Here is a 25375-nt window from a genome sequence, read left to right as displayed (position 1 = left end):
GCGGAACGCGGCTCAGAAAGGCGCGTCGCCTTCGATCGTCGTGCGGTACAGCTTGCGGCGCAGATGGTCGGGCGTGCCGGCGGCGAGATGCATCAGCGAACGGTTGTCCCAGAACACGAGATCGTGCTCGCGCCACTGGTGCCGGTACACATGCTCGGCACGCACGCTGTGTGCGAACAACTCGTCGAGCAGCGCGCGGCTTTCGTCGTCGGGCAGCCCGACGATGCGCGTCGTGAAATGCTCGCTGACGAACAGCGCCTTGCGGCCCGTTTCCGGATGCGTGCGCACGACCGGATGCACGACCGCGGCAACCTGCGCGATCTGCTCGGGCGACAGGTTCGGCCGCCACGGGCTGCGCGCCTGCAGCTCCGCATAGCGCGCGAGATACGTATGCTCGGCGCGCCGCCCTTCCACCGCGCGGCGCAGATGGGCCGGCAGCGTGTCCCACGCGAGATGCATGTTCGCGAACAGCGTGTCGCCGCCTTCGGCCGGCAGTTCCTGCGCATGCAGGAGCGAGCCGAGGCTCGGCTTCTCCTTGTACGACAGGTCGGAGTGCCAGAAATGGCCCGCATCGCCGAGCCCGATCGGCTTGCCGTTCTCGACGACGTTCGACACGATCAGCACCTCCGGGTGGCCGGCGAGCGCGAACTGGTGCAGCACGTGGATCTGCAGCGGGCCGAAGCGGCGGCTGAACGCGATGTGCTCGTCCGGCGTGATGCGCTGGTCGCGAAACACCAGCACGTGATGGTCGAGATGCGCGCGATGAATGCGCGCGAAGTCGCCGGCGTCGAGCGGTTGCGACAGGTCGAGGCCGACCACTTCGGCACCGAGCGGCGCATCGAACGGCACGATGTCGAAATGCTGCGCCGCAACGCGCGGCCGCGACGCGGGCGGATGCCCGGCGGAAAGCGATGCGTCGTCGCGGATGGCGGTAGTCGTCACGGCACGGCCCCCTGATTCGGTCAAAACGCGAATCTACGAGTGCGTGCCGCACCGCGTCAACGAAGCGATTCCGATACGTTTATCTGCTGCGCTGATAAAGATCGCTGCTCCCGCATACGGCGCGGCAGCGGGCGGCGGTCTCTCGTGCGGAAACGGCCGGCCGCGGCGGCCGTCACGATTCCGTCGACGGGGCCGGTAAGTGCACGGCGCCTTCCGGATACCGGATGTCGATCAGCCCGCTCTTGTCGCGGATGCCTAGCGGCGGCACGGCTTCCACGCTCGCGCGATCGATGCCTTCGCACACGGCCAGGTTCGTGTTGGTCCGGTAGTACACGCGCTCGTCGTCAACCGCGAAGGCCCAGTTCAGGAAGCGCAGGCTTCTGGGGGCGATTCCCGGCAGATTTCGATTTCAGTTCGATTGCCGCATTCCGGTACGTATTAATGGCGGTGGGTGGCTGAGGGCGTCCATTTGAATATATGACGCGCCCGGCGGACGCAATGCGGCGAACGCTCTAAATCGACGTGCCGTGAAAACGAGCTTTAACGAGCCAATCGGAAATTTTCGGGATCGTTTGCCGCTTCAGCTTTTGTGAAGCGTGATGACAAAATCAGATCGAGAACCGATCGATATTGGAAGCGTGTGCAGACCGTTGGTCAACGGTCTGCACTGAACGGATGTGCCGTCTATTGGAATATTGGGCGGCCCTCGGAACAAGCTGCTATTGAAACAAAATCCCGCGCCGCTGATAACTGACAACATTGACAGGGATTGTTCCAATTCGAGTGGCTACCGAGCCGACGACAGCACCGCCCATCTGGAAATCAGCGAATGATCCTTTACGCGTGACGCCATTTTGCCAATGTAGGCAGTTCGCGCTCGGTGACCGGATCATCCAGCCGGAGCCAGCTATAAAACGTGCCGTGCCATCCCGGAACCGGAAGCGGGGCCGTGCAGCGAATGTCCGCGAGGCCCTGCCGATAGGCCTGAAACGGCCAGAATAGCGGCATGATGCGGCGCGCTTCCATGTCCTGGCGCAATTCGGCCGGTCCGCCCGCGTCGGACACGATATCGCAGTGGAACGCCCAATCCTCTTCGCTCCAGGCGAGAAATACACTGGGCGCGCCGGCGGCATCGAACATCAGCACCGCGTCCTGATTGGGGCGCCAGTAGTATTCGACGATGCCTTCCCGCGCGGCCACCTCATCGATCAGTTGGACGATGCGTGGATCCCGGTAGGTCGCCCCCGCTTCATGCAGGCTGATGTGCCCGCGGGCCGCGCAGCACTTGCGTTTCGCGTCGTCCAGCGCGGTTGCCAGCTTGCGGGCCATCTCGACGTCGGTTTTCTTCAGGTAGCAATCGATCAGTCCCGCGTTGAACGCGGCCACCGCCGCGCGCTCGTCGGCGATGCCGGTGAGCAGGATTTTCGTGCAGTTCGCGTTGCGGATGGAGGTCAGGAACTGGATGCCGTCGACCTCCGGCATCGAATAGTCGACGACCACCGCGCCCACCGCCTCGAATCGGGCAGGATCGGCAAGCGCATCCTCGCCGATCGCATTCCCGCCGGTTTTCTCCGCGCCGAAATAGTCCGCAGCCGTGGGGGGCATCTCCGCGTCACGCGACGACACGAAGTCGAGCGCCGCCCGCGGGTGCGTAAAAAAGTGGTTCAGGCGTTCGTCCGGAAATGCGCCCCGCAGCGCCTGCAGGAAATCCGGATTGTCGTCGACAAATACCACGGACACGGGGTAAAGCACCGGCTGCCTGACGAAGGGTTGCATAAGAGTCTCGATAAATCAGCAGAAAAAGAGGCGGTATCGGCGGCGATTTGCCGCGAATGATTATTGCGGCAATTATCCGGCGAAAGTAGGACGCACATCAACTGCTCGTCATCCGCTCATTCGTCATATTACGAGCGCGCCGCTCGGCAGAATTGCACGGGGAGAATCGGGCCATTCCTTCTCGTTGAAGGAATGCGCCGCTACCGCCAGTAGCGATTCAAGGAGTTATTCATGTTGACGCGAGACGCGATTCTTCACGTCCTTTCCAACGAAACGGCCCATCTTTCCGAGAAAACCTTCCACCATGTGATGGACATTTACCTCAAGGATTCCAATGCCTTCATGAATACCTATTTCGCACGCTATTTCGAATGGCAGGGCGTGTGCCGTGAGCGCTGGTTTCACGAATGCATCCACGACAACCTGATGGGGGCCGGCGGCGCATTCGTGACGAAGCGTGCGCATCAGGAATACGTCCACGAGACGTTTCCGTTCCAGCGCGTCGATTGCTTTCTCAATACGTTCGAGGTTCGGCAATGCTCGGCCTATCTGCTGTTCCGCTTCTGCGTGGACGGGCGGCAGGTGTCGCTGGGGTATCAGCAGATCGTGTTTGCCGGTTCGGACAAGCGGATCCGCCGGTTTCCGCCGGGCATCATCGAGCGGGTCAAGGCGTATGAGCTGATCCTGCCGTCCAGCGCGAACTGAATGTGAGACCGCCCTACCCGACGCGATAGCGCGGGGGGAGCGCCGGCGGACCGTTCAATGTCGGGTCCGCCGGCGCGCCGGGCTCCGGCAGCCGAATCGTGAACGTGGTCCGCACGCCGGGGACGGATTCGCACGTGATCGTGCCACCGAGCGCTTCACACGCGCGGCGGCAAAAACTCAGGCCCATGCCGGCGCCGCGACCGTGCGACTTGGTCGAGAAAAAGGCGTCGAAGATTTGAGGGAGCACATCGGGGGCGATGCCCGGGCCCGTATCGCTGAAACGCACGACGCAGTAACCGTTGCTGCGATGCGCGTCGATCTCGATCTGCCCACGGCCGTTTGCGTGGATCGCGTACAGCGCGTTTTTCAGCAGATTGAAGATGACGAAGATCACGAGCGAGTCGGAGCCGAAAAACCGGATGTCCGTATCGATCGCGTCGACCGATACGCGGTCCCGCTCACCCGGACGGAACGGAAAGCGATCCACGGCGGCGTCGACACAGGCCCGTATCGGATAGGCCGCGAAGCTGTGGCGATCGAGTCGGTCCAGCGTAAAGGACGCCAGCGACATCTCGACCACCGTGCTGGTGGTGTCGACCTGGCGCCGGATCGACGACGCGAGCGTCGGCAGCCGCTCCAGTTGCCCGGGATACAAGCCGTCGGCGCACAACCGGTGCTCCACCGCCAGCCGATAGCCGCGCACCAGCACCGGCAGGACCGAGCGCAGCTCGTCCGCGTGCAGGCCGATCGCCGCGAGCGGCGTGGCCACTTCGTGCGCGACCGTCGCGGCCAGCAGATAGGGGCCCATCAGCCCGTAGCGGACGATCGACGTCGCGAGTATCCCGAGACTGATCGCGATAAACAGCACCCCGACCGGATAGAAGTCGACGCCGTAGTTCACCGCATAGTCGGTCGCCGCGAGCGAGTAGAGGCCCAGGCTGACGAGGCATTGCGTGAGCAACTGCCGGACGTCTCGAGCCCGCCCCTGACGTCTTGCCTCGATCAGAAGCCAACCGCTGCGGCAGACCAGGAGTACCGTCTGCGCGACGTGCAACGGATGCAGCGGGCCCGCGTTGGGATACGGGCCAAAGAAATGCGGGCGGAATCCATCGACGACCGCGTTGCTGGTGACCAGCAGCACGGCCAGCAGGACGCAGAGTCCGTAGGACGCGAATATGACCGGCCGCTCGTCCCGACGCGATACGACTTCCGTCACGAAATGATAGAAGGTCGTCGGCAGAAACAGGATGAACAGATAGCCGGCCTTGACCAACACGTTGGCGACGTCCGCGTCGGTCGTCTGGAACAGGAAGGCCCACGTTCCCTGCCAGACGAAGGTCGTCGCGCACATCAGGACGAACGGGACGGAGACCCGCGTGAGCCCCTTGGTGGCCAGCACGTAGAGGCCAAACCCGAGAAACAACGCGGATACGAACGCAGGCAAGATCGAGTACATATGCGTGAATCCAGCATGTTGACGGGTCGCGCACCACTGAACTGTCCTGGCCGGTGCCGTTCGCGAGAGTAGCACGCCGAGCCAGGCGTGCGAGCGCGGCGGGTTTGTCCACGGGGCTGCCGCGCATCACGACTGTTGCGCGCGCGGTGCCGTATGCCGGGTAGCGTTGACCAGAATGAAATTGTCGCGGTTTGCGAAGCGAGGTTGTCACTTCGCCGTTCAACGTTGGCCGGAAGGTGCGAAGGCCTCGTGAATTCATGCGGCTGCACGTCGCGAATGCACGTTGTCACTGGCCGTGGTCTCGCGAAACCCCGTATCGACTCCCCTGCGCTGCCGTTGCCGCGTGGGCAGCCTCTGTCGCGCGTCGTGCGAACCCTGATTTTTGGTCACGCATCCATGTCGTCACGATAATTTTTCTTATCACAATAGCGCTATTGAAGATCGGAACTCGCATTTGCGCAAACGCCCCGCATGCAACGGGGCGTTCGCGTTTCAGCGCCCGATCGGCAACCCGGTCGGCTCGATCCAGCCCAGCTTGTAAGCGATCAGCAGCGACAGGAACAGCGTGACCGACAGCCCGACGCGCGCTGCCAGCGACCATGCCATCCGCTTGGACTTGCCGCGATCGTGATTCATGAAATACAGCGCGAAGATCAGGCTCGCGATGATCATCGCGAATGCCACGGAAACCAGCAGAGTTTTCATTGGTGATGCCCTTGAAGATCGGAATCGGCCTGAATCAGTTCGGCCAGTTTGTGCCGCTCGTCGGCGAGCGCGCCGACGCCCGACGCCGGCCAGTCCAGCGCGACGCCGTTGCCCAGCGAATCGCGCACGAGCGCCTGGTAGCGCCGGTCGTTGATCCGGCCGTGGTCCATCGTCTCCGAGATCTCGCGCCGGAACGGCAGCGGGAAACTCGCGTACGCGCGCGACAGCGCCGCATATTGTCTCGCATCGATCTCTTTCGACGATGGTATGACAGTCCAGATCACCACGGCCACGATGGCCGTGAACGGGATCGCCGTATAGCGAAGAATGAACTTGATCGGGGTCATGAAACGGTGGGCAGAAGTGATCGCGAATGCGCGCGGCGCGCCCATACGGTAGCGAAACCGCAATCGGGCCGCAGTCAGGCCGCGCCGGACGACATTGTACTGAAAGCCCTATTCGACTAACAGAGTATGATAATGGCATTATCATGGTCGTCACATGATTCGAGAAACCCGGCACCGGTGCGCAGGCGGCGTGCCCGCCCTGCCGTCCGGTGCCGGTCGTCATGTCCATGCCCGCGACCCGCGGCGATTGAGCGAAGCCCCTGAGCCCCTATGCCAGCGCAGTACTTTCGAAACCTGACGGGAAAACACCGCAGCGCGACCGCGAACCGTCAGCTCGGGTTCTCGCTGGCGTTCGTCGCCGGCGCGGCCAATGCCGGCGGCTTCCTCGCGGTCAAGCAATACACGTCGCACATGAGCGGCATCGTGTCGGCGATCGCCGACCAGGCGGCGCTCGGCGACGTGCGGCTCGCGCTGGCGGGCATCAGCTCGCTGGGGTCGTTCCTGATCGGCGCCAGTTGCTCGGCGATCCTCGTCAACTGGGGCCGCCGTCGCGGCCTGCACAGCCAGTACATGCTGCCGCTGCTGGTCGAGGCCGCGCTGCTGCTCCTGTTCGGGCTGCTCGGCAGCCACCTCGCGCTGTGGGAAACCTTCTTCGTGCCGGTGACCGTGACGCTGCTGTGCTTCATCATGGGGTTGCAGAACGCGACGATCACGAAACTGTCGGGCGCGGAGATCCGCACGACGCACATGACCGGCATCGTGACCGACCTCGGCATCGAGCTCGGGAAGCTGTTCTACTGGAACCGGTCGGCGGTCGACGTCGACGCGCATGCGGTCATTGCCAACCGCTCGAAACTGCGGATTCACGCGACGATGCTCGCGTCGTTCTTCATCGGCGGCCTGGCCGGCGCGATCGGCTTCAAGCATGTCGGCTACGTGTCGACCGTACCGCTTGCCGCGGTGCTCGTCACGCTCGCGATCGTGCCGGTGATCGACGACCTGCTCGTATTGCTCCGGAGCAGGCGCTGATCGCGCACCGGAGCGCGCTTTCGGCGGCGGCGCCGAAGGCGGATCGATTATAATTTGATTAACATACCGACCACCCTCGCCTCGCAATGGAAACGAAAACCGCCCGCCTGACCGTCCTGATCGACCCCGCGAAAAAGGAAGCCTTCGAGATGCTCTGCGCGGAGCAGGATCTCACGCCGTCGCAAGTCGTGCGGCAACTGATCCGCGAGTATCTCGACCGCCACGGCGTGACGTACAAGACCAAGAGCGCGCTCGGCAAGCGCGTGAAGTAACGGCCGGCCGGACAGGCCGCGCCTGCCTGCAGGCTACGCGCCGATCTCCCATCGCCCGTGCGGCTGCGCACGCATTACCAGCCGCTGCGGGTCGACGCTCTCCCCGGCCTTCATCCGCCTCGCCGTGGCCGCCAGCTTGAGCTCGCCGGCCCGCGCACACGCAAGGGCGCGTTCGAGCAGGATCCGCAGCGACGGCAGCCGGCTGCCCCCCTTCCATGCGAACGCGATGAAGTTGTTGTCGTCGCCGCACGGCGCCAGCGTGTACGACGCGCCGAATACGGAGCGCAACTGCTCGAGATGCTCGGGCAGCGCGGGATCGTCGTCCATGAAGTTGATTGCCAGCACGCCGTTTTCGCCCAGGCGCGCGTGGCATGCGGCAAGGAATGCGGCGCCCGTACAGCGGCCCCGCATGCCGTCGGCGACGAACGCGTCGTGCAGGATCACGTCCGTCCGGACATCCGCCCTTGCCAGATGATCCGCGCCGTCGGCGCACACCACCGTGAACCGGCCGTCATCAGCGGGAATCCTGAAAACGTCACGCAGCGCGATCACGTCCGGGTTGATCTCGACCGCGTCGATCGTCGCGCCGGGCAGGTGCCGGTAGCAGTACTTCGCCAGCGAACCGCCGCCGAGCCCGAGCATGCAGATGTGCGCGGGCTCGGGCTGCAGCAGCAGAAAGCCCATCATCACGCGCGTATAGCCGAGCTCGAGCCGGCCCGGATCCCGGAGCGACATGAAGCTCTGCGTGCCGAAATGGTCGAAGTGCAGTGAGAGCGCGTGCTGCGTCTCCAGCACGAATGGCCGGCCGTCGTTCAGCGGCGTCGCCAGGAACCTGACGAACGCGTCGTAGGAAATTCGATCCTCGGCCATGAACGGGCTGTCGATTGCTGACGGTCGATGGGAGCGCGCGCGCTCAGACTTTCTTCAGGTAGCAGGCCTTCAGCATGAAGCCACCCATGTCGGTCTTGCAGTCGACCTCGTGATCGCCGCCGACGAGCCGGATGCTCTTGACCTTGGTACCCATCTTAAGCGTGATCGACGAGCCCTTCACGCGCAAATCCTTGGTCAGCACGACCGAGTCGCCATCCGACAGCACGTTGCCGTTGGCGTCCTTGACGACGTCGCCCGCCGGTTCGTCGCCCGTTTCGGCGCCGGCGCCGGCCGACCATTCATGGCCGCAGTCCGCGCATACGGTCAGCGTGCCGTCCGGGTAAGTGTTTTCCATCGCGCATTGCGGGCAGGCGGGGGCGGCGTTCATTGCAGCTTCCATTCAGGGGGAGTTGAGTCGTCGATAAAAAGGCCGGACACGCTGGCAGCGTCGCCCGGCCCGCCTGAAGGCACGCGCCGACGGGTCGGCGAGCCGCCTCCGGCGCACACGACATTATAATGCAATACACATATCTTGGCATCTGTATTATAATCAGCGTTTTCGCGCCGTTCGCCGGACTTGCCGCCAGTTTCACCGAGAATGCCGGCACATGAATGCAGGATGCACATGCCCCTGCGGCGCTGCCGGCTTACCGGCGTCATGCGGAAAAGCGCGTTTCTCCCGTGCCTGGCGCACCGCCGGCCCGGCGCCGCACACCGATCCCGACGTTCCGTCCAGAGGCTCTCCGACATCGTGGCAACCGTTGTGTACGTTGAAATCGGTCCCGCGTGGAACCGCAACCGCGGCTACGCCGCACGAGCAGCAGCCGTCGATGCGGCGCGCGGCTTCGAAAGCGACATCCTGCTGATCGCGAACGGGATCAGCAGCGACGCGAAGGACAGCGCCGCCGTCGCGGCGCTGCAGGTGCACGGCGGCACGTCCGCCCAGGTGCTGGCCACCGGCCCCGACGAGGAGGCGGCGCTGCAGGCGCTGCTGCCCGTGCTGCAGGCGAGCTGAGCGGCGCGCCGCCCGATGTCACGGCACCCCGCCCACCCCGAATCCCCTTTTCACGAGGAAGCGATGAGCGACAACTTCACGCCCAACCCCCCGAACCTGTCGGCCTCCGCCATCTGGGCGCTCGAGCGTCTCGCCGACGTCCGCTACGGGCGCGATGCGCCGGCGCTCGGCTGGTCGATCGCGAGCGAACTCGTGAGCGCGGGCTTCGTCAGCCATCCCGCACACGGCCGCTCGGGCGCGTCGATCACGGCCGAGGGGCGGACCTTCCTGAAGAACCGGAAGTAGACCGCCGGCGGCCGCGAATCAGCTTGATCCCTCGGGGCATCATGTCGAGTGCCGGACGCACATCGGACGGGCGTCGCACCGCATGAAAGCGCGGTTATCGCGCGGAAAGACGATGGAATGGCGTCCGCTTCCCGTACGGCGTCGTCGATGCGGCGGCATCACCTCCGGCCGCCCGCACCGCAGCCCGTCCGTGCAAGGGTTTTGCTATCATTCCGGCTCCCTGTCTTGCCGAATTGGACTGCCCGCCCGCAGCGGGCCGCCGTCGCCTGCCGTCAATCGCACGTCGTCGCTCGCCGAGGAACATCGCCGGCCGATCTGCCTGCCGGTGCGTGAACGGGACCCAACCAGCGCGGCATCGACATGCCGACGGCCTGACCTTCCCATGCTCCTCCTGTCCGGAAGCCACGATGCTGCCCGTCTCCTCCCCGCCCGTTCTCGACACGCCGCGTCTCATCCTCGAAGGCCATCCGCTCGGCGACTTCGAAGCGCTCGCCACGATGTGGGCCGAGCCGCAGGTCGTCGAGCACATCTTCAACGGCACGCCGTCCGCGCCGCGCGATTCGTGGATGCGCATGCTCGCGTATCGCGGGCTGTGGCCGCTGCTCGGCTATGGGTACTGGGCGATTCGCGAGAAGGCGTCGGGCCGCTATGTCGGCGATCTCGGCTTCGCCGATTTCCACCGGGTCATCGAGCCGTCGATTCGCGGCGTGCCGGAAGCCGGCTGGGCCCTTGCGACGTGGGCGCACGGCAAGGGTTACGCGACCGAGGCGCTCTCGGCCGCGCTGGCATGGCTCGACGGGCAGCACCGGTTCGAGCGCAGCGTGTGCCTGATCGCGCCGACCAACGTCGCGTCGATCCGCGTGGCGGAAAAGGCGGGTTATGGGGAGCCGGTACCGATCCGGTTCAACGACACCGACTCATTGCTGTTTTCGCGCGCGCGCCGCTAGGCTGCCGGCGTCACCGGTGACGTGGGCGTGCCGTCTGGACGGCACCGGCGCGCCCTCGCCGCTCACTCCACGACCGGTTCGTACAGGGTCGTAAAGAGCCCGTGGTCCATCGGCCAGCAGTTGCCGCGATCATCGCGCAAGATCCAGTCACCCGACTTCACCGAACGCCAGCCTTCCGGTGTGGCGATCGCGCGTCCGCCTTCACGGGTTTCCACCCGATCATGGTCGCCATCAGCGAACCACCGTGTTGCATCGACATAACTGATGCGTTTTCGAAATCGCATACCGCCACCGAAATGTTGAGACCTGACCGGCACGTTCAAGGACCTGTCCGTGTCAATGCGTGTACGGCGCGAAGCGCCGTGAAATGGATGAGCGCCACGAATGGGATCGGGCGGCCATGACATCCGCCCCGGGCGATGGCGGCTGGGGCGCCAGCCGGGTGTCGTGCAACGCCTCCCGGCCCGCCGCGACGCGTGCCTCCAGCGTTTCCCGTGCGGTGATCGAGATCCGGATATCGATCTCCCGCATTCTCCCGATCGCCGCGTGAACCTCGTCGGGTTGATCGGGTGACAGCGCCAGCAAGAACGCCGAACGTGTTTCTGCGGCCAGGACGGCCTCGCTCCAGTCGGCGTCGGCGACCGCGACTTCGATCGCGTTCGTGAGTGAATCGAGGCTCCGGATGATTTGAAGCGGTGTCATTTCGCATTCCTGTCAGAACATCGTTCCGGCCAGACGTTTGCCGCCGGAAAGGCGGGTGACGTCGACATCGATTCGCGCGCGTCGAGCACCGGCAGTGCCGTGCCGAACGGACGCACCGGGCGAGCAATGGCACGCTGCCGGTCACCGCCACCGCGTTGGCATTCCCTTCGACGGCCGGCCGGAAGCCGGTGCGCGTGATGCTCGCCACCGAGTCGCCACGATTGTAAGGACCTGTCCGTTGCCCGTTTCGTAATATTTTGTAATGATATGTCGAGCAATCTTTACCGGCTGGCGGCCCGCGCGGGGGCGCTTTCCATGCGCCATTTTTCCGCAAACGTTTTCGCGCGAACGACACCGCGCCTGCGGTCCTTGCCGGTGATGAACCGGATCCCGCGCCTGACCTTATCGCCCAACCATCGCCCCGTTCCGCGACGACACGCTTCCCCCTCTTCGCCCCTTTGCGTGGCTGCATGGGCGGGGTGATGCGCGTGCGGACCGGGCGGCCGAGCGATGCAGATTTCGCCACATTCCACCGGATTGTTCGGACGTATCATGCGCGTCTCTTCAGCCACCCCATGGTCGGACTGGGCTTGAACGCTCGCCACTTTCCCGTTTCATCCCCTCGTTTAGCGATGCCCATCCGAATCCTGCTCGTCGAAGACGACGTTCAATTGTCCTCACTGATCGCAGACTATCTGCGCACGCATCAGTACGAGGTGGACCGCCTGTTCGACGGCACCGACGCCGTCGCCACGATCGTCGCGCGTCACCCCGACCTGGTGCTGCTCGACATCAACCTGCCGGGCAAGGACGGCTTCGAGATTTGTCGCGAGGCACGCATGCAGTACGACGGCATCGTCATCATGATGACGGCCCGCGACGAACAGTTCGACGAGTTGCTCGGCCTGGAATTCGGCGCGGACGACTTCCTCCGCAAGCCGGTCGAGCCGCGCATCCTGCTCGCGCGGATCAAGGCCCACCTGCGACGGGTGCGCATGCGCCCGGACGACGTCGAGCCGGCATCGCCGCATCGTTTCGAGTTCGGCAAGTTTTCGATCGACCGGGCCGATCGCAAGGTTCGTCTTCCCGACGGTAGCGCACCCCGCCTGACGTCGACCGAGTTCGACCTGCTGTGGGCGCTCGTCTGCCGCGCCGGCGAGGTGGTCAGCCGAAAGGACCTGACGCTGCTGCTGCGCGGCATCGAGTTCGACGGCTTCGACCGGTCGATCGACGGCCGCATTTCGAAGCTGCGCCGCAAGCTGCGTGACGACCTGACGGAACCGAAGCGAATCAAGACGATTCGCAGCAAGGGCTATCAGTTCAGCAAGCACGCGTGGGACTGACACGCTGCGCTCAGGTGCCCGTCGTCTTCTCGCTGCGCGCGGTGACGGGCGTCTCGGGGGCGCGCGCGAGCCGCTGCGCGAACACCTTCAACCCTTCGAGCAACGGCGTCAGCGCGTCCCACAGCGCTTCGTCGTGCAGCAGCCGGTACGCGCCGCGCACGCCGGGTGCGACATGCTCGTGCTGCGCCGGCTGCCACGCGCCGACGTGATGCAGCGCGTCGGCGGCCGCGAACACGGCCTTGCCGAACTGTTCGGGCGGAATGCGCGACAGCGCCATCAACAGCGCCGCGAGATTCTGCATGCCGCTCTGCATGCCCGGCTTGTCGAGCGCATCGACGAACGTGTCGGCCAGCCGCGCGTTCGCGCTGACGACCTCGGTCGCCAAATGCAGGAATCCATGCTGGTGCAGGCTGCCGAGCAAATGCTCGAGCGCATCGTGCGCGCTGGGCGCCGGTTGCGGCGGTGTCGTATCGGGGGACTGGCGTTCGGTCATCGGCTTTCTCCGGTTGGGACGCCACGCGGCCGCCGCGACGGCGGCCACGCGCGCCGGTTGCATGCGCGGGTTTCATCGGCGAGCCATGCGGCCCGCGTGTCGAGCGGCCGGGCCGGTACGCAATGACCGGCCGCCGCCCTACCGCATGTTTCCCGTATGGCCCAGCGAATAGCGGCCCGGCTGCGGCCACACCGTCAGGCCGTGCGGCTCCATGCCGACGGGAATCTGCCGGACCGCGCCGCTCGTGGTGTCGATCGCGTAGACGACGTCATCGAAACGGCCCGACAGCCACAGCGTGGTGCCGTCCGCGCTGACGTTGCCCATGTCGGGGCTGCCGCCGCCGGGAATCGGCCAGGTCGCGACCACCTGGCGGCTCGCGAAATCGAGCACCGATACGCTGCCCTTGCCGTGGCGCGGCCCATGGACGCGATTGGAGCCGCGATTCGCGATATAGAGCTTCGTGCCGTCGCGGCTCGGGTACAGGCCGTGCGTCCCGACGCCCGTCGGGATGAAGCCGATCTTCGTGAAGGCGTCGCCATCGACGACGTATACCCCGTCCGCCATCATGTCGGCGACGTAGAACACCTTGCCGTCGGGCGACACGCGAATGTCCTGCGGCATTCCTTTCCGGTCGAGCTCGAGATAGCCGACCACCTTGCGGTTCACGAAATCGATCTTGGCCAGCTTGCCGCCGAACTCGCACGTGAAGAGCGCATACCGGCCGTCGATCGAAAAGTCGGCATGGTTGATGCCCTTGCATTGCGGCACATCGAGGCTCGATTTCAGCGCCATCGTCTTCGGGTCGCGGAAGTCGAGCCGCGCATGTGCCTCGGCCACCACGATCGCATCGTGGCCGTCCGGCGTGAAATACATGTTGTACGGATCGTCGACGTTCACTGGCTGGCCGGGCTTGCCCGTCTTCGGGTCGATCGGCGTCAGGCTGCCGTCGGTTCGCCCTTCCGCATTGTTCGCGACCCACAGCGTCTGCAGGTCCCAGGCCGGCACGACGTGCTGTGGGCTACGGCCAACGGCGAACCGGTCGACGACCTGATACGTGGCCGGGTCGATCACGTAGACGTCGTTCGATCTCAGGTTCGGCACGTAGATGCGCGGCAACGCGCCCGCTACCGCCGCGCTCATGCGGCCGACCTGCGCCTCGCTGTACAGGTTGTCGGGATGGACGACGGGCGGCATGCCGGGTACGGTCGCGACGGCGGCCGCCGCGATCGCCCCGCGGGCACCGACGGCCAGCGCCGCCACGATGGCGGCCGCGGGACGGGAGAAGCGAAGATGACGGCGAAAGCGCGGTTGCATGACGATGTCCCGGTTCGATTGAAGGGAACGACGACCACGGTGGCGCGACGGCGCGGCTGCGTCAGCGGCCGGCGATGTCCTTTCTGATCGCGTCGACGGTGCGCGACACGATGGCGTCGGTGCCCAGCCGGCCGAGTTCGACACTCGCGTGACGCGGATCGCCGCCGTAGACGCCGTCGACGGCACCGGGCTTCGCGGCGTTGCGCAGCTTGTCGACCCTGACCATGCGCGGCTCGACCGCCAGCAGCAGCGCCGTATCGGCCAGCCCCGCATGCGTGCCGATATCCGCGGCCGGTACGCCGTGCTCGCGCAGGATCTGGTCATAGCCGTCGGAACTGGTGCCGTAGTATGCGGCCGGCACGAACGCGCGCGCCCCCGTGCCGGCCCACGACTTGTTGAGCCGCGCGACGGATTGCTTGATGTCGTTCTGGTAGCCGCCGTGGTCGCCGAGGAACACGATGTTCGTGAAGCCATGGACGCGGAAGCTGTTGGCCGCGGATTCGAGGGTCTTTTCGAAGACGTCGTCGGGCACGGTGATCGTGCCCGGGAAGCGCATGTGCGACGTCGGCGGCGCATAGCCGCCCTCGGGCACATAGGCGATGACGGGCGCGACGATCGCGTTGCCGAGGCCTTCCGCGATCCGCCCGGACAGCACCCTGACCCGCGCGTTGTGCTTGCCGAGCGCGACGTACGGGCCGCTTTGCTCGGTCCCGCCGATCGGAATCAGGATCGTGGTCTTGCCGGCCCGGATGCTGTCGCGCAGTTCGGTCCAGGTCATGTCTTCGAGTTGCACCGTGCCCGGCGCCTGAGCGAGCACGGCTTGCGCGACGGTGACAGCGAGGGCGGCGAGGATGGCGCGTGGCAGGCATTTCATCGCGGATTCCCGACGGTAGGAAAGAAACGACGCGGCGTTCCCTCGCACCATAAACGAACTCGCATGACTTGTCGCTGACCGACGCATGACGCTTCACGCCGCCGGCCGAGAGAAAGGTTTTCGTCAGGATGCCGTCTTGCGTCGTGACGCCTGTCACTCCCGGTCAGCCCGCGACGAGCCGATTCGCTGCGCGGATCCCGGCACCTCGCGCCCGCGCCGCGTCAACGCCCATCACGCCGGCAACACGGCCACCGCCTTGATCTCGACGATATAGCCGGGCGCGCCGCCCAGCATGTGCGCACCGACCGCCGTCCACGCCGGCTTCGGGTGCGCGGCAAGGTAACGGTCGCGCACCTGCATGAACAACGGCAGGTCGCGCAGGTCGGTATGGAAGGTCGTCAGGTCGACCACGTCGTTGAACGATGCGCCGGCCGCCTCCAGCACCTGCTTCAGGTTCTCGAATGCCTGCACGATCTGCGCTTCACGGCCTTCGACGAGCCGCATCGCCGCATCGCGGCCGATCTGGCCGGATACGTACAGCGTATCGCCGACCATCAGGCCCGGCGCATAGCCGATTTTCTCGTACACCGCTTCCATTCCCGCCGGAACGATGGCTTTGCGATCATGCATGGGAGTCTCCGTGGCCGGCGTCGTCGCGCCGGCCGGTGAATGCGTTGTCGATGAATACACGTTGAACACGGTCAAGCGGCGTCACGACACGCCGCTCAACCCGTATCGCCGCCCGCGACCGGCAGCACCGTGCCGGTGATGTAGCTCGCCTCGTCGGACGCAAGGAACAGGATCGGCGCGATCTGCTCGTCGAGGCTGCCGTAGCGCTTGAAGAACGTCGATTCCGTGACCTGGCGCACGGCCTCGCCCATCCATGCCTGTTCCTGTTCGCTGTCGCCGGCGGCATTGCGCGGCACGCGGCGCGGCGGCGCGCTGGTGCCGCCCGGTGCGGTCGCCACGACCCGGATATTGTGCTCGGCGTACTCCATCGCGAGCGCCGCCGTCAGCGCATTGACGCCGCCTTTCGCCGCCGAGTACGGCACGCGGCGGATGCCGCGCGTCGCGTTCGACGAGATGTTGACGATCGTGCCGCCGCCGCGCGCGAGCAGATGCGGCAGCACCGCGTGGCACGTATAGAGCGTCGGCATCAGCGAACGGCGGATTTCCGCATCGATCTGCGCGGGCTCGAATTCGGCGAACGGGCGCATGCGAATCGCGCCGCCGACGCCGTTGATCAGGATGTCGATGCCGCCGAACGTCTGCGCGGCGTGCGCGATCGCCGCGTGCGCACCGTCGTACGTTTCGAGATCGGCGACGAAGCCGGCCGTCTCGCCACCGGTCGCTTCGGCCGCGACGTCGGCGACGAAATCCGCGCGATCGACGAACAGCACCCTGCCGCCTTCGGCCGCCGCGCGCAGCGCGACGCCGCGGCCGATGCCCTGCGCGGCGCCCGTGACGACGATGACCTTGCCAGAGAATCGTTGCATGATCACGCCGCCTTTGCCGTGACGTTGGGGGTGAACTTCTCGTAGTGGAAGCTGTTCGGCTTCACGCCCTCGTCGTCGAAGTACTGGCGCACCGCGTCGACCATCGGCGGCGGCCCGCACAGATACACGTCGACGTCGCCGTCGTTCAGCGCATCGGCCGGGATGTGCTGCGTGACCCAGCCCTTGCGCGGATGGCTCGACGCCGCCTCCGCGACGACCGTCGCGAAGCTGAAGTTCGGCAGTTTCGCCGCGTAGGCTTCGATCGCGTCGACCAGCACGAGGTCGAGATCGCGCGTCACGCCGTAGATCAGGTGCACCTTCTGCTGCGACCCGGTACGCGCGAGCACCTCGAGCATCGACAGGAACGGCGCCAGCCCCGTGCCGCCCGCGAGGAACAGCAGCGGCCGCTGCACGTCGCGCAGGTAGAAGCTGCCGAGCGGCCCGTGCAGTTCCAGCGTGTCGCCGGGCTGCGCCGATTCGAGCCACGTGCTCATCACGCCGCCGGGGATTTTCTTGATCAGGAAGCTGACCTTCGCATCGGCCGGCGCCGACGAGAACGAGTAGGACCGGTGCTGCCCGCTCGCGGGCACGTCGATGTTCACGTACTGGCCCGGCAGGAACACGGGCGCGGCCGCGCCGACGTCGAGTTCGAGCACGACGGCCGCGTCGTTGTGCTGCTCGACCTTCGTCACCGTGGCGGCGAAGCTGCTCTGGCCGGTCTTGCACGCGACCGACGACGTCGGCACCGCGATCACGCAATCGCTCTGCGGCACCATCTGGCACGTCAGCACGAGGCCGCCGTCCTTTTCGTCTTCGGTGAGCGCGTCGTCGATGTAGTCGTCGCCGAGGTCGTAGCTGCCGCTTTCGGCGCGGCACTTGCAGGTGCCGCACACGCCGTCGGAGCAATCCATCGGCAGGTTGATCTTCGCGCGGAAGGCCGCGTCGAGTACCTTCTCGCCGGCCTTGCAGTCGATGAAGCGGGTTACCCCGTCCTCGAAGTTCAGTGCAATCTTGTAGCTGGACATGGCGTCGCCTCCACTTCCTTGTCTTTGATGACGAAACAACGGGCGTCAGACGTGATAGACGTCGAGCACCTGCCGGATGTAGTCGTTCTTCAGCACGATCTTCTTGTACGAGATCAGCAGTTCATCGCCCACCTGGCGCAACGTGACGAACATCGTGCCGAAGAAGTGATCGGTCACGCGGTAGCGGTGGTTCAGCGTGTGAAAGTTGTAACGCACGTCCACCTCGCCGTCGCGTTCGGCCAGCACCTCGACGTTCGTCACGTTGTGGCTGGTGCGCGGCTCGGGCGTCGATGCGCCGCTGCGCTCGGTCTTGATCCGGAACACGCGATCCTCGAGGCCGCCGCGATCCGGGTAGTACATCAGCGAGATCTGGCTCTGGTGATCGTCGGTCGGCCGATCGTCGTCGTCCCATGCGGGCATCCAGTACGTGACGTCCTCCGTGTAGCACGTCAGCCATTCGTCCCACTGGCGATCGTCCAGCAGGCGCGCTTCGCGATACAGCGCCGCGCAAATGATCCGGTAATCGAAGCTCATGCTGCCACCTCCCCGCGTTCCTTCTTCAGCGCATCGCGCATCACGTGCACCCAGTGTTCGTGCTGGCACACGAACAGCCCTTCGTCCTCGCTGCGCTCGCCGGAAATGCGCGGGTTCAGCCCCATCTTCTTCGCGTTCTCGTCGGGCCCGTCGACCCACAGCGGCGCACCGCGCGACAGGTCGTTCCACATCGCCGTGATACCCGCGTAACCGGCCTGGCATGCGCGGAATTCCTCGAGATCGTCGGCGGTGCCCATGCCCGTGACGTTGAAAAAATCCTCGTACTGGCGGATCCGCACCGTGCGATCGGTCTCGCTCTCGCCCTTCGGCGCGAAGCAGAAGATCGTGACCTCGGTCCTGTCGACGCCGAGCGGCCGCACCACGCGGATCTGCGTGCTGAACTGGTCCATCAGGAACACGTTCGGGTACACGCACAGGTTGCGGGTCTGGTTGACGATGAAGTCGGCCTGCACGTCGCCGACGCGCGCCTTGATCTCGTCACGGTGCTGGTACACCGGCCGCACTTCCGGGTTCATCGTCTGCGTCCACAGCAGGATGTGGCCGTTGTCGAAGCCGTACACGCCCGCGACCGACTTGCTCCAGCTGTTCGCATCGACGGCCTTGGTGCCGTCCTCCTTGCGGCGGCCCATCGTCGCCGCGTAGTTCCAGTGCACGGTGCTGACGTGGTAGCCGTCGCAGCCGTTCTCCATCTGCATCTTCCAGTTGCCTTCGTAGATGTAGGACGAGTTGCCGCGCAGCACTTCGAGCCCGTTCGGCGCCTGGTCGACGATCTGGTCGATGATCACGCGCGCTTCGCCGAGATACTCTTCCAGCGGCAGCACGTCGGCGCTGAGGCTGCCGAACAGGAAGCCGCGATAATTCGCGAAGCGTGCGACTTTCTTCAGGTCGTGCGAGCCGTTCGTGTTGAACTGCACCGGATACTCGGTCGTCTTCTCGTCCTTCACCTTCAGCAGCTTGCCGGTGTTCGAGAAGGTCCAGCCGTGGAACGGGCACGTGAAGCTGCCCTTGTTGCCGTGCTTGCGGCGGCACAGCATCGCGCCCTTGTGTGCGCAGGCGTTGATCACCGCGTGCAGCTCGCCGGTCTTGTCGCGCGTGATCACGATCGGCTGGCGGCCGATCCACGTCGTGTAGTAGTCGTTGTTGGCCGGGATCTGGCTTTCGTGCGCCAGGTACACCCAGTTGCGCTCGAAGATGTACTTCATCTCGAGCTCGTACAGCTCGGCGTTCGTGAAGATGTCGCGGCGGCAGCGGAATACGCCGGCTTCCTTGTCGTCCTGCACGGCGGTGGCGAGCAGGTGATCCAGGTCGGTGGCTTGGTCGATCGTGGCGGACATGTTGGCTCCTCCCATGCGCGTGCCGCGTCCTGCAAGCACGCTCGCATCGGTAATCGGTTGAATCTCGCGGGAACCCGGCCGGCGGCGGCGTATCGGCGCCGCGCCGGCGGGCGGTGGGCGGTTACGCCGTCGCGGCTGCGCGCGGCCGGTGGACGATCTGGTTGTCCTTGCCCTGCACCCGTGGCGTCAGCACGAAGTTGAATTCGATGTCCTGGTACGCATCGGCCTTCATGCCGAGCGCCGTGCCGCCGGTCTTGTCGACCACGGGCGGGATCAGTTCCTCGCGTGTCGCATACGCGAAGTCATCCCAGATCAGCGGATCGCCTTCGATGTTGAACTGCGTCGTCAGCTTGCGGTGGTCGGGGCTGTCGACGAAGAAGTGCACGTGCGCCGGGCGGTTGCCGTGGCGGCCGAGGCTGTTCAGCAACTGCTGCGTCGCGCCCTGCGGCGGGCAACCGTAGCCGACCGGCATCAGCGTGCGGAATTCGTACTTGCCGTCGGCGCCCGTTCTTACCGCGCCGCGCAGGTTGAACTCGCTCTGCTTGCCGGTCGGGTCGAAGTGCGAATAGAAGCCGTGCGAGTTCGCGTGCCAGCATTCGACCAGCGCGCCCGCGACCGGCTTGCCGTCGAGGCCGGTGACCGTGCCGTGGATCACGAGCGGGCCCGCGCCGTCGTCTTCGTCGAGGTCGATCTTCGACACGCCGTCGCGCACCGGTGCGCCCGCCACATACAGCGGCCCTTCGATCGTGCGCGGCGTGCCGCCGTCGAGGCCGGCCGCCTGGTCGGCGGCGTCCATCCGGATGTCGAGATACTTCTCGAGGCCGAGGCCGGCCGCGAGCAGCGCCGCTTCGCCGTCCTGGCCGAGCTTGTTCAGGTAGTTGACGCCGGCCCACACCTCGTCGGGCGTGATGTCGAGATCGTCGATCGCCTTGAACAGGTCGCCGAGCAGCCGCAGCACGACCTGCTGCGTGCGTGCGTTGCCGCCGTTCGTGTCGTTCGCGCCCGCGTTCGACGCGGCCTTCAGCAGATCCTGCACTTCCCGGGACTCGAAAACTTTGACGCTCATGATGGTGTCTCCACGTGTATTGGGGGGAATGACGGCCGTTGCCTGGCTCGGGTTATCTATCGCGCGACTTTCGTCAGCCCGTCGCGGGTGAAACGCCTGACCTTGTCCTCGTCGAGTTCGATGCCGAGGCCGGGGCCGTCCGGCACGGTCAGTTCGAAGTCGCTGTAATCGAGCGGCTGCGTCAGGATCTCTTCGGTGATCAGCAGCGGCCCGAACAGTTCGGTGCCCCACTGCAGGTTCGCGACACTCGCGAACAGGTGCGCCGACGCCACCGTGCTGAACGCGCCTTCGAGCATCGTGCCGCCGTACAGCTCGATGCCGGCCGCATCCGCGATCGTGGCGACGCGCTGCGCGGCGAACAGGCCGCCGCTTTGCTCGATCTTGATCGCGAACACGTCCGCGCCGTGCTGCTTCGCGATCTCGAACGCGCTGTCGGGGCCTTGCAGGATTTCGTCGGCCATCAGCGCGACCGGGAAGCGGCGCATCAGGCGCGCCAGCGCCGCGGCCGAGGCCACCGGCTGCTCGACCAGTTCGCAACCGGCATCGGCCAGCGCCGGAATCGCGCGCGCGGCCTGCGTTTCGCTCCACGCCATGTTCACGTCGACCCGCACCGACGCGCGATCGCCGACGGCCCGCTTGATCTCGGCCACATGGCGGATATCCGTCTCCGGCGCTTTCGCGCCGATCTTCAGCTTGAACACGTTGTGGCGGCGCAGGTCGAGCATCCGCTCGGCTTCGGCGATGTCGGTGGCCGTGTCGCCCGATGCGAGCGTCCAGGCGACCGGCAGGCGATCGCGGCGGCGGCCGCCGAGCAGTTCGCTCACCGGCACGCCGAGCCGCTTGCCATGCGCGTCGAGCAGCGCGGTTTCGAGTGCGCTCTTCGCGAAGTGGTTGACCTTCGCGAGCTTGCCGAGGAACGCCATCAGCGTCTGGATGCGCGTCGCGTCCCGGCCGATGATCGCCGGGGCGAGATACGTGTCGATCGCCAGCTTCATCGCCTCGGGGCTTTCCGGGCCGTAGGCCATGCCGGCAATCGTCGTGCCTTCGCCGAGGCCCGTCACGCCATCGCTGCAGCACACCTTCACGAGCATCAGCGTCTGGCCATGCATCGTGGCCACCGACAGCTTGTGCGGGCGAATCGTCGGCAGGTCGACGAGGCGGGTTTCGATGCGTTCGATGGTGACGGAGGACATGGGGCACGCCGTGGAGGTGAAGTTCTTGAGGCGATTTATACGTCTCGGCCAGATCGAGCGTCCAATACTTTTAGGCGGCCATTTCAATACCTGACAGGTATTGAAATTCGGGGATATTCAGTCGATTTAGCTTGTCACCATACCCTCAATGATAGGCAAGATGGCCGGGAAGCCGCGCTGGATCGAGGGGAGCGGCCACCCGGGAGGCGGACGGCCGGAGACGGGAAAGGCATCGGCCGCCACGCGGGCGGCGATGCAAAAAAGCGGCTTCGGTGGCCCGCTGTCAGGGTTTTCCTGATGCCTCGCTCGGGGGGCTCGTGGGCGAGTTTTTCGATATGCGCGGTTGGCGGCGGGCTTCGCGGGCGTGGGTTCGAGCGGTTGTCGGGTCAAGACGCTGCGGCGCCGGCGGGATTCACGTCAGCGGTGCTTGCGCATCGGGTCGGGCGTGCGGAGGGCTCGGCGTCAGCGTAGCCTGCCTCGCGCGCATGCGGGCCGGCTCCGGCACTTCAACCGCCGCACCGCCCCCAGGTGCGGCGGCATCGCATCACGACTCCCCATCGACACCCGCGTATCCACCCAACCTGCCCTTGACTCCGAATCCATCGTCAGGCAACGGCAGTCGCCCGAGCACCCGCTCGACCTCCAGCGCGACCGCGATGAGTTCGCGATCGGTGCCGGCCGCCCCGTCCAGCGCGAGGCCGACCGGCAGCCCCGCCGCCGTCAGGCCGGCCGGGACGGTCATGCCCGGTACGCCGGCATTGCTGCCCGGCTCGGTATTCCGGATGTAAGTCGCGAACACCGACGCAGGCTCGCCGTTGAGCATCATCGCGTCGCCCGCCGGAATCGGGCACGCGGTCGCGATCGTGGTCGGAAACACCAGCGCGTCGGCGCCGCTGTCGGCGAGGCACTGCCGATACGCGGCACGCGAGCGCGTACGCCGGTCGAGCGCGGTGCGGTACGCCGCTTCGCCGATCCCGTCGGGGCCAGTGATATGGCGGGCGATCTTCGCGACATCCGGGCTCCCCACGTTCGCGACGATGTCGTCGACTGACAGGTCATAGCCGTTCTCGACCAGATACGTGTGTATCGACGACCGGAATTCGTACAGGGCAATGACGGCCGGCTCGTCGTCGAAGAACCCTGGATACTCGTTCAGGTCGATATCGACGCATTCGAAGCCCGCCTGCGCCAGTTTCGCCACCGCGGCATTCGCCACCCTTTCGACATCTTGAGCGAGGCCGCGCCAGAACGTCGTGCGCGGAACCGCCAGGCGCACCGGGCGCGTCGCACTGCGGATCGGCAGCGACGCGCTCGCATGGGTGCCGGTGCCGGACAGAATCGCGTCGAGCAGCGCGATGTCCTCGACCGACCGCGCGATCGGGCCGACGGTGTCGCGCGTGCGCGAAATCGGCGCGACGCCGCCCGACGGGTAGCGCCCCACCGTCGGGCGAAGGCCGACGGCACCGCACAGCGCCGCCGGAATCCGCACCGAGCCGCCGGTGTCCGTCCCGAGCGCGGCGGGCACCACGCCCGCGCCGACCAGCGCGCCCGAGCCGCTGCTGCTGCCGCCCGGAATCCGGTTGAAGTCGTACGGGTTGCGTACCGCGCCGGTCACGCGATTGTTGCCCGACACGCCGAACGCCAGCTCGTGCAGGTTGGCCTTGCCCGCGATCAGCGCCCCTTGCGCGAGCAGCCGCGAGACGACCGGCGCATGTTGCGGCGGCACGCGGTTGTGCAGCGCCAGCGTGCCATTGCCGGTCGGCAGGCATGCGGTGTCGATGTTGTCCTTGATCGCGATCGGCAAGCCCAGCAGCGCGTGCGGGGTGGCCGACGTCGCGAGGTCGCGGTCGCAGCGGGCCGCTTCGGCGAGCAGCCGTGCTTCGTCGACGCACGTAAAGCCGTTCAGGTAGCGCCAGCGGGCGTGCCGCTCGATCATGGCGTACGCGTATTCGACGCAGGAAAACTCACGGCGCAGGATCGCGTGCCGGGCTTCGGTGAGCGTCAGGGTTCCCAGGGTGGGCATCGTCGTCGTTCCTCGTAACGGGGGATCGTCACAAGGTAGGGCGCGCCGATTTTGACGCCCATCATCACAATGGATGACCCTCGGCCGACGGCCGCGCGCGACGGGTTACGCCAGCGCGGCCGCCAGGCTCGCGCGGTTGGCGACGCCCTTCTTCGCCATCACGCGCCGCAGATGCGTGCGGACCGTCGGCACCCCGATGCCGAGCGTGCGCGCGACGTCCTTGTCGGTGTAACCGGCGGCAACCAGCCGCGCGACGTCGCTCTCTCGCCCGGTCAGCCCCGCGCACGCATGGCGCCGCCGCAGCAGCGCGCGCCGGAAAAACGGCTCGATGCCGTTCAGCAGCAGCTTGTCGCGTTCGGTGAAGTCCGGCCGCCCTTGCGCTCGCCAGATGCGCAGGTCGCCCACATGCGTCGCGCCGTCGAACGCGTAGACGTTGATGCCGTGATGCATCCCGTCGCGGCACAGGAAATCGGTGTAGAACTCGGTCTGCTCGAGCTCGCGCCGGCTCACCACTTCGTCGACGCAGGTCGCCACGCGGCGCGCGCGCAGTGGCGGCGTGACCGGATCGATATGCTGGAACCACGCTTCGTAGCGGGCGATCTGCAACGGATCGACGTTGTACGAGAAGCCGTTGCGCCACAGGCCGGTGTGTTCGTCGCAATCGAACGACGCGGCGAAATCGGCGCGGAGCAGCTGCGTGATCGCGGGCAGCACGACCGTCCTCACGTCGACGGCCGGCCCCAGCTCTTCCAGGCGGGCGACGATGTCGCCGAACAGCCGGAGTTCCTCCGGTGTGATATCGGACGCGGAAAGGTTCATGACGGACGGTTCCTCGGCAAGCCGGTGGAGAACATCTGCATCGAGCGCTGCGATGGGCGCTTTCGCGGCGAAGGCCCGAACGGGCGCCGGTTTGTCGCGATGCGCCATGTTACCCGGCTGATCGACGTACTGCGTCTCGCGTATCGACTGCGGCGCCGAGCGGGCTCATGGTTCGCGCGGCACTCCGACACCTGAGCGGCTCGCCAGGGCGCACGAGGCAAAACGGCCGGTTTCCCGAGGCGAACCACGCCCGGCCCGCTGCGGCGCGACGGGCCGCAGCGTCATTACGCAGGCGTGACGCCCCGCTCAGCGGCCGGCACCCGCCACCACCGCCTGCCATTGCACGGCCATGCCGGCGTAATCCCGGACCTTGAACGCGGAGCCGTCCTTGACGTGGACCCAGCCGAGCGTGCGCTCGGCGAGCGGCTTGTCGTGATCGTCCGTCGCGATCTTGACGATCGCCTGCGCACGCACATGGACGAGACCGTCCGGATAGTCGGACGACGGATTCGCGAGCGTCACCGTCACGAACGGCCCGAGATCCTGCAGCAGTTGAGCGGCCGGCGGATTGTCGGCCATCAGCAACGAACCGCCCTTCACGCGGTCGTCGACGCGAATGGCCGTGCCGCCCGGCCGCCGTTGCGCCGCGGTCGGCTGCGACATCCACAGCACGTGATACGGGTTGAGATAGACCACATCGGGGTCGCCCATCGCGTCACGGGTTTCAATCCGGGGTATCGGCATGCAGAGTCTCCAGTCGAATAGCGGGCACCGATGCCGGTGCGTCGG

General features: G+C 66.1%; 30 protein-coding genes. 7 read left to right on the top strand and 23 right to left on the bottom strand.

Annotated features, from left to right (window positions below):
- Positions 1 to 12: 12 nt before the first annotated feature.
- The 3 genes from CFB47_RS34890 to CFB47_RS34885 all read right to left on the bottom strand — a co-directional run bounded on the left by CFB47_RS34890 (position 13) and on the right by CFB47_RS34885 (position 2718).
- Positions 13 to 942, bottom strand: coding sequence for a TauD/TfdA family dioxygenase (locus tag CFB47_RS34890; protein WP_089444193.1), 930 nt, complete (start codon positions 940 to 942; stop codon positions 13 to 15).
- Between the two features lie 172 nt (positions 943 to 1114).
- Positions 1115 to 1276 carry a hypothetical protein gene (locus tag CFB47_RS41395; protein WP_179259036.1) on the bottom strand — a complete coding sequence of 54 codons (162 nt, stop codon included), beginning with the start codon at positions 1274 to 1276 and terminating at the stop codon, positions 1115 to 1117.
- Positions 1277 to 1779: 503 nt separating this feature from the next.
- A complete protein-coding gene (locus tag CFB47_RS34885; protein ID WP_089463950.1) occupies positions 1780 to 2718 on the bottom strand; it encodes a response regulator in 939 nt (312 codons plus the stop codon).
- A 231-nt stretch (positions 2719 to 2949) separates the two neighbouring features.
- On the opposite strand from CFB47_RS34885, the gene CFB47_RS34880 reads away from it, so the two are divergent.
- Positions 2950 to 3423: a thioesterase family protein gene (locus CFB47_RS34880; RefSeq protein WP_089444191.1), complete on the top strand. Its 474-nt coding sequence runs from the start codon at positions 2950 to 2952 to the stop codon at positions 3421 to 3423.
- A 13-nt stretch (positions 3424 to 3436) separates the two neighbouring features.
- Here CFB47_RS34880 and CFB47_RS34875 read toward each other — a convergent pair whose 3' ends face one another.
- The 3 genes from CFB47_RS34875 to CFB47_RS34865 all read right to left on the bottom strand — a co-directional run bounded on the left by CFB47_RS34875 (position 3437) and on the right by CFB47_RS34865 (position 5931).
- The gene (locus CFB47_RS34875) at positions 3437 to 4879 is read right to left on the bottom strand and encodes a sensor histidine kinase (protein ID WP_089463949.1); all 1443 of its coding nucleotides are present in this window, start codon (positions 4877 to 4879) and stop codon (positions 3437 to 3439) included.
- A 492-nt stretch (positions 4880 to 5371) separates the two neighbouring features.
- Positions 5372 to 5584 carry a twin transmembrane helix small protein gene (locus tag CFB47_RS34870; protein WP_006489184.1) on the bottom strand — a complete coding sequence of 71 codons (213 nt, stop codon included), beginning with the start codon at positions 5582 to 5584 and terminating at the stop codon, positions 5372 to 5374.
- Positions 5581 to 5931 (bottom strand): hypothetical protein, encoded by a 351-nt coding sequence (locus CFB47_RS34865; protein ID WP_089444220.1) that lies wholly within the window; start codon positions 5929 to 5931, stop codon positions 5581 to 5583. Before CFB47_RS34865 ends, CFB47_RS34870 begins: the two co-directional genes overlap by 4 nt.
- A gap of 270 nt (positions 5932 to 6201) precedes the next feature.
- On the opposite strand from CFB47_RS34865, the gene CFB47_RS34860 reads away from it, so the two are divergent.
- Both CFB47_RS34860 and CFB47_RS34855 read left to right on the top strand, forming a co-directional pair.
- A complete protein-coding gene (locus CFB47_RS34860; RefSeq protein WP_089444189.1) occupies positions 6202 to 6960 on the top strand; it encodes a YoaK family protein in 759 nt (252 codons plus the stop codon).
- Positions 6961 to 7046: 86 nt separating this feature from the next.
- Complete coding sequence (locus tag CFB47_RS34855) at positions 7047 to 7232, top strand: ribbon-helix-helix protein, CopG family (RefSeq protein WP_021158209.1); 186 nt, start codon at positions 7047 to 7049, stop codon at positions 7230 to 7232.
- Positions 7233 to 7265: 33 nt separating this feature from the next.
- Here CFB47_RS34855 and CFB47_RS34850 read toward each other — a convergent pair whose 3' ends face one another.
- Entirely contained in the window at positions 7266 to 8102 is an 837-nt protein-coding gene (locus CFB47_RS34850) for a spermidine synthase (RefSeq protein WP_089463948.1), read from the bottom strand.
- Positions 8103 to 8145: 43 nt separating this feature from the next.
- The gene (locus tag CFB47_RS34845; protein WP_089463947.1) at positions 8146 to 8490 is read right to left on the bottom strand and encodes a zinc ribbon domain-containing protein YjdM; all 345 of its coding nucleotides are present in this window, start codon (positions 8488 to 8490) and stop codon (positions 8146 to 8148) included.
- Positions 8491 to 8853: 363 nt separating this feature from the next.
- Between CFB47_RS34845 and CFB47_RS34840 the strand changes: the two genes are divergently transcribed.
- The 3 genes from CFB47_RS34840 (at position 8854) to CFB47_RS34830 (ending at position 10349) form a co-directional block, all read left to right on the top strand.
- Positions 8854 to 9117, top strand: a complete 264-nt coding sequence (locus CFB47_RS34840; protein WP_179250258.1) for an HPr family phosphocarrier protein — start codon at positions 8854 to 8856, stop codon at positions 9115 to 9117.
- Between the two features lie 63 nt (positions 9118 to 9180).
- Complete coding sequence (locus tag CFB47_RS34835) at positions 9181 to 9402, top strand: hypothetical protein (RefSeq protein WP_089463946.1); 222 nt, start codon at positions 9181 to 9183, stop codon at positions 9400 to 9402.
- A 407-nt stretch (positions 9403 to 9809) separates the two neighbouring features.
- Positions 9810 to 10349 (top strand): GNAT family N-acetyltransferase, encoded by a 540-nt coding sequence (locus tag CFB47_RS34830; RefSeq protein ID WP_089463945.1) that lies wholly within the window; start codon positions 9810 to 9812, stop codon positions 10347 to 10349.
- Between the two features lie 62 nt (positions 10350 to 10411).
- On the opposite strand, the gene CFB47_RS34825 is transcribed toward CFB47_RS34830, so the two are convergent.
- Together CFB47_RS34825 and CFB47_RS34820 are read right to left on the bottom strand one after the other, a co-directional pair.
- Positions 10412 to 10666 (bottom strand): hypothetical protein, encoded by a 255-nt coding sequence (locus tag CFB47_RS34825; protein WP_256946850.1) that lies wholly within the window; start codon positions 10664 to 10666, stop codon positions 10412 to 10414.
- Between the two features lie 19 nt (positions 10667 to 10685).
- Positions 10686 to 11051, bottom strand: a complete 366-nt coding sequence (locus CFB47_RS34820; protein ID WP_256946827.1) for a hypothetical protein — start codon at positions 11049 to 11051, stop codon at positions 10686 to 10688.
- Positions 11052 to 11683: 632 nt separating this feature from the next.
- Here CFB47_RS34820 and CFB47_RS34815 point away from each other — a divergent pair.
- Positions 11684 to 12394 (top strand): response regulator, encoded by a 711-nt coding sequence (locus CFB47_RS34815; RefSeq protein ID WP_089459335.1) that lies wholly within the window; start codon positions 11684 to 11686, stop codon positions 12392 to 12394.
- 10 nt (positions 12395 to 12404) lie between these two features.
- Here the strand turns inward: CFB47_RS34815 and CFB47_RS34810 are convergent, their stop codons facing one another.
- The 13 genes from CFB47_RS34810 to CFB47_RS34750 all read right to left on the bottom strand — a co-directional run bounded on the left by CFB47_RS34810 (position 12405) and on the right by CFB47_RS34750 (position 25330).
- Positions 12405 to 12887 carry a DUF1641 domain-containing protein gene (locus CFB47_RS34810; protein ID WP_089463943.1) on the bottom strand — a complete coding sequence of 161 codons (483 nt, stop codon included), beginning with the start codon at positions 12885 to 12887 and terminating at the stop codon, positions 12405 to 12407.
- Between the two features lie 138 nt (positions 12888 to 13025).
- Positions 13026 to 14201, bottom strand: a complete 1176-nt coding sequence (locus CFB47_RS34805) for a YncE family protein (protein ID WP_179259035.1) — start codon at positions 14199 to 14201, stop codon at positions 13026 to 13028.
- Positions 14202 to 14262: 61 nt separating this feature from the next.
- Positions 14263 to 15075, bottom strand: coding sequence for a creatininase family protein (locus CFB47_RS34800; protein ID WP_089463942.1), 813 nt, complete (start codon positions 15073 to 15075; stop codon positions 14263 to 14265).
- A 231-nt stretch (positions 15076 to 15306) separates the two neighbouring features.
- The gene (locus tag CFB47_RS34795) at positions 15307 to 15705 is read right to left on the bottom strand and encodes a RidA family protein (RefSeq protein ID WP_089464300.1); all 399 of its coding nucleotides are present in this window, start codon (positions 15703 to 15705) and stop codon (positions 15307 to 15309) included.
- Positions 15706 to 15800: 95 nt separating this feature from the next.
- Positions 15801 to 16571, bottom strand: a complete 771-nt coding sequence (gene benD / locus CFB47_RS34790; protein ID WP_089444180.1) for a benzoate diol dehydrogenase BenD — start codon at positions 16569 to 16571, stop codon at positions 15801 to 15803.
- Positions 16572 to 16573: 2 nt separating this feature from the next.
- Entirely contained in the window at positions 16574 to 17596 is a 1023-nt protein-coding gene (gene benC, locus CFB47_RS34785; protein WP_089463941.1) for a benzoate 1,2-dioxygenase electron transfer component BenC, read from the bottom strand.
- 45 nt (positions 17597 to 17641) lie between these two features.
- A complete protein-coding gene (benB, locus tag CFB47_RS34780) occupies positions 17642 to 18130 on the bottom strand; it encodes a benzoate 1,2-dioxygenase small subunit (RefSeq protein WP_089444178.1) in 489 nt (162 codons plus the stop codon).
- Entirely contained in the window at positions 18127 to 19485 is a 1359-nt protein-coding gene (locus tag CFB47_RS34775; protein ID WP_089459329.1) for a Rieske 2Fe-2S domain-containing protein, read from the bottom strand. The genes benB and CFB47_RS34775 overlap by 4 nt, the downstream gene beginning before the upstream one ends.
- 121 nt (positions 19486 to 19606) lie before the next feature.
- The gene (gene catA, locus CFB47_RS34770) at positions 19607 to 20551 is read right to left on the bottom strand and encodes a catechol 1,2-dioxygenase (RefSeq protein ID WP_089463940.1); all 945 of its coding nucleotides are present in this window, start codon (positions 20549 to 20551) and stop codon (positions 19607 to 19609) included.
- A gap of 56 nt (positions 20552 to 20607) precedes the next feature.
- Complete coding sequence (locus tag CFB47_RS34765; RefSeq protein WP_089463939.1) at positions 20608 to 21744, bottom strand: muconate/chloromuconate family cycloisomerase; 1137 nt, start codon at positions 21742 to 21744, stop codon at positions 20608 to 20610.
- Between the two features lie 544 nt (positions 21745 to 22288).
- On the bottom strand, positions 22289 to 23767 hold the full coding sequence (gene iaaH, locus CFB47_RS34760) for an indoleacetamide hydrolase (protein ID WP_089463938.1): 1479 nt from the start codon (positions 23765 to 23767) through the stop codon (positions 22289 to 22291).
- 105 nt (positions 23768 to 23872) lie between these two features.
- Positions 23873 to 24586 carry a helix-turn-helix transcriptional regulator gene (locus tag CFB47_RS34755; protein WP_089464299.1) on the bottom strand — a complete coding sequence of 238 codons (714 nt, stop codon included), beginning with the start codon at positions 24584 to 24586 and terminating at the stop codon, positions 23873 to 23875.
- Between the two features lie 306 nt (positions 24587 to 24892).
- Entirely contained in the window at positions 24893 to 25330 is a 438-nt protein-coding gene (locus tag CFB47_RS34750; RefSeq protein WP_143330907.1) for a hypothetical protein, read from the bottom strand.
- Between the last annotated feature and the right edge of the window lie 45 nt (positions 25331 to 25375).

It is taken from the genome of Burkholderia sp. AU27893, from assembly GCF_002223205.1.
Lineage (GTDB): Bacteria > Pseudomonadota > Gammaproteobacteria > Burkholderiales > Burkholderiaceae > Burkholderia.
This window is presented reverse-complemented; position numbering and strand designations above follow the sequence as displayed.

Coding starts and splice junctions, on each gene's coding strand:
- CFB47_RS34885 (WP_089463950.1), bottom strand. CDS start 2,718: ATGCAACCCTTCGTCAGGCAGCCGGTGCTTTACCCCGTGTCCGTGGTA.
- CFB47_RS34880 (WP_089444191.1), top strand. CDS start 2,950: ATGTTGACGCGAGACGCGATTCTTCACGTCCTTTCCAACGAAACGGCC.
- CFB47_RS34875 (WP_089463949.1), bottom strand. CDS start 4,879: ATGTACTCGATCTTGCCTGCGTTCGTATCCGCGTTGTTTCTCGGGTTT.
- CFB47_RS34870 (WP_006489184.1), bottom strand. CDS start 5,584: ATGAAAACTCTGCTGGTTTCCGTGGCATTCGCGATGATCATCGCGAGC.
- CFB47_RS34865 (WP_089444220.1), bottom strand. CDS start 5,931: ATGACCCCGATCAAGTTCATTCTTCGCTATACGGCGATCCCGTTCACG.
- CFB47_RS34860 (WP_089444189.1), top strand. CDS start 6,202: ATGCCAGCGCAGTACTTTCGAAACCTGACGGGAAAACACCGCAGCGCG.
- CFB47_RS34855 (WP_021158209.1), top strand. CDS start 7,047: ATGGAAACGAAAACCGCCCGCCTGACCGTCCTGATCGACCCCGCGAAA.
- CFB47_RS34850 (WP_089463948.1), bottom strand. CDS start 8,102: ATGGCCGAGGATCGAATTTCCTACGACGCGTTCGTCAGGTTCCTGGCG.
- CFB47_RS34845 (WP_089463947.1), bottom strand. CDS start 8,490: ATGAACGCCGCCCCCGCCTGCCCGCAATGCGCGATGGAAAACACTTAC.
- CFB47_RS34835 (WP_089463946.1), top strand. CDS start 9,181: ATGAGCGACAACTTCACGCCCAACCCCCCGAACCTGTCGGCCTCCGCC.
- CFB47_RS34830 (WP_089463945.1), top strand. CDS start 9,810: ATGCTGCCCGTCTCCTCCCCGCCCGTTCTCGACACGCCGCGTCTCATC.
- CFB47_RS34820 (WP_256946827.1), bottom strand. CDS start 11,051: ATGACACCGCTTCAAATCATCCGGAGCCTCGATTCACTCACGAACGCG.
- CFB47_RS34815 (WP_089459335.1), top strand. CDS start 11,684: ATGCCCATCCGAATCCTGCTCGTCGAAGACGACGTTCAATTGTCCTCA.
- CFB47_RS34810 (WP_089463943.1), bottom strand. CDS start 12,887: ATGACCGAACGCCAGTCCCCCGATACGACACCGCCGCAACCGGCGCCC.
- CFB47_RS34805 (WP_179259035.1), bottom strand. CDS start 14,201: ATGCAACCGCGCTTTCGCCGTCATCTTCGCTTCTCCCGTCCCGCGGCC.
- CFB47_RS34800 (WP_089463942.1), bottom strand. CDS start 15,075: ATGAAATGCCTGCCACGCGCCATCCTCGCCGCCCTCGCTGTCACCGTC.
- CFB47_RS34795 (WP_089464300.1), bottom strand. CDS start 15,705: ATGCATGATCGCAAAGCCATCGTTCCGGCGGGAATGGAAGCGGTGTAC.
- benD (WP_089444180.1), bottom strand. CDS start 16,571: ATGCAACGATTCTCTGGCAAGGTCATCGTCGTCACGGGCGCCGCGCAG.
- benC (WP_089463941.1), bottom strand. CDS start 17,596: ATGTCCAGCTACAAGATTGCACTGAACTTCGAGGACGGGGTAACCCGC.
- benB (WP_089444178.1), bottom strand. CDS start 18,130: ATGAGCTTCGATTACCGGATCATTTGCGCGGCGCTGTATCGCGAAGCG.
- CFB47_RS34775 (WP_089459329.1), bottom strand. CDS start 19,485: ATGTCCGCCACGATCGACCAAGCCACCGACCTGGATCACCTGCTCGCC.
- catA (WP_089463940.1), bottom strand. CDS start 20,551: ATGAGCGTCAAAGTTTTCGAGTCCCGGGAAGTGCAGGATCTGCTGAAG.
- CFB47_RS34765 (WP_089463939.1), bottom strand. CDS start 21,744: ATGTCCTCCGTCACCATCGAACGCATCGAAACCCGCCTCGTCGACCTG.
- iaaH (WP_089463938.1), bottom strand. CDS start 23,767: ATGCCCACCCTGGGAACCCTGACGCTCACCGAAGCCCGGCACGCGATC.
- CFB47_RS34755 (WP_089464299.1), bottom strand. CDS start 24,586: ATGAACCTTTCCGCGTCCGATATCACACCGGAGGAACTCCGGCTGTTC.
- CFB47_RS34750 (WP_143330907.1), bottom strand. CDS start 25,330: ATGCCGATACCCCGGATTGAAACCCGTGACGCGATGGGCGACCCCGAT.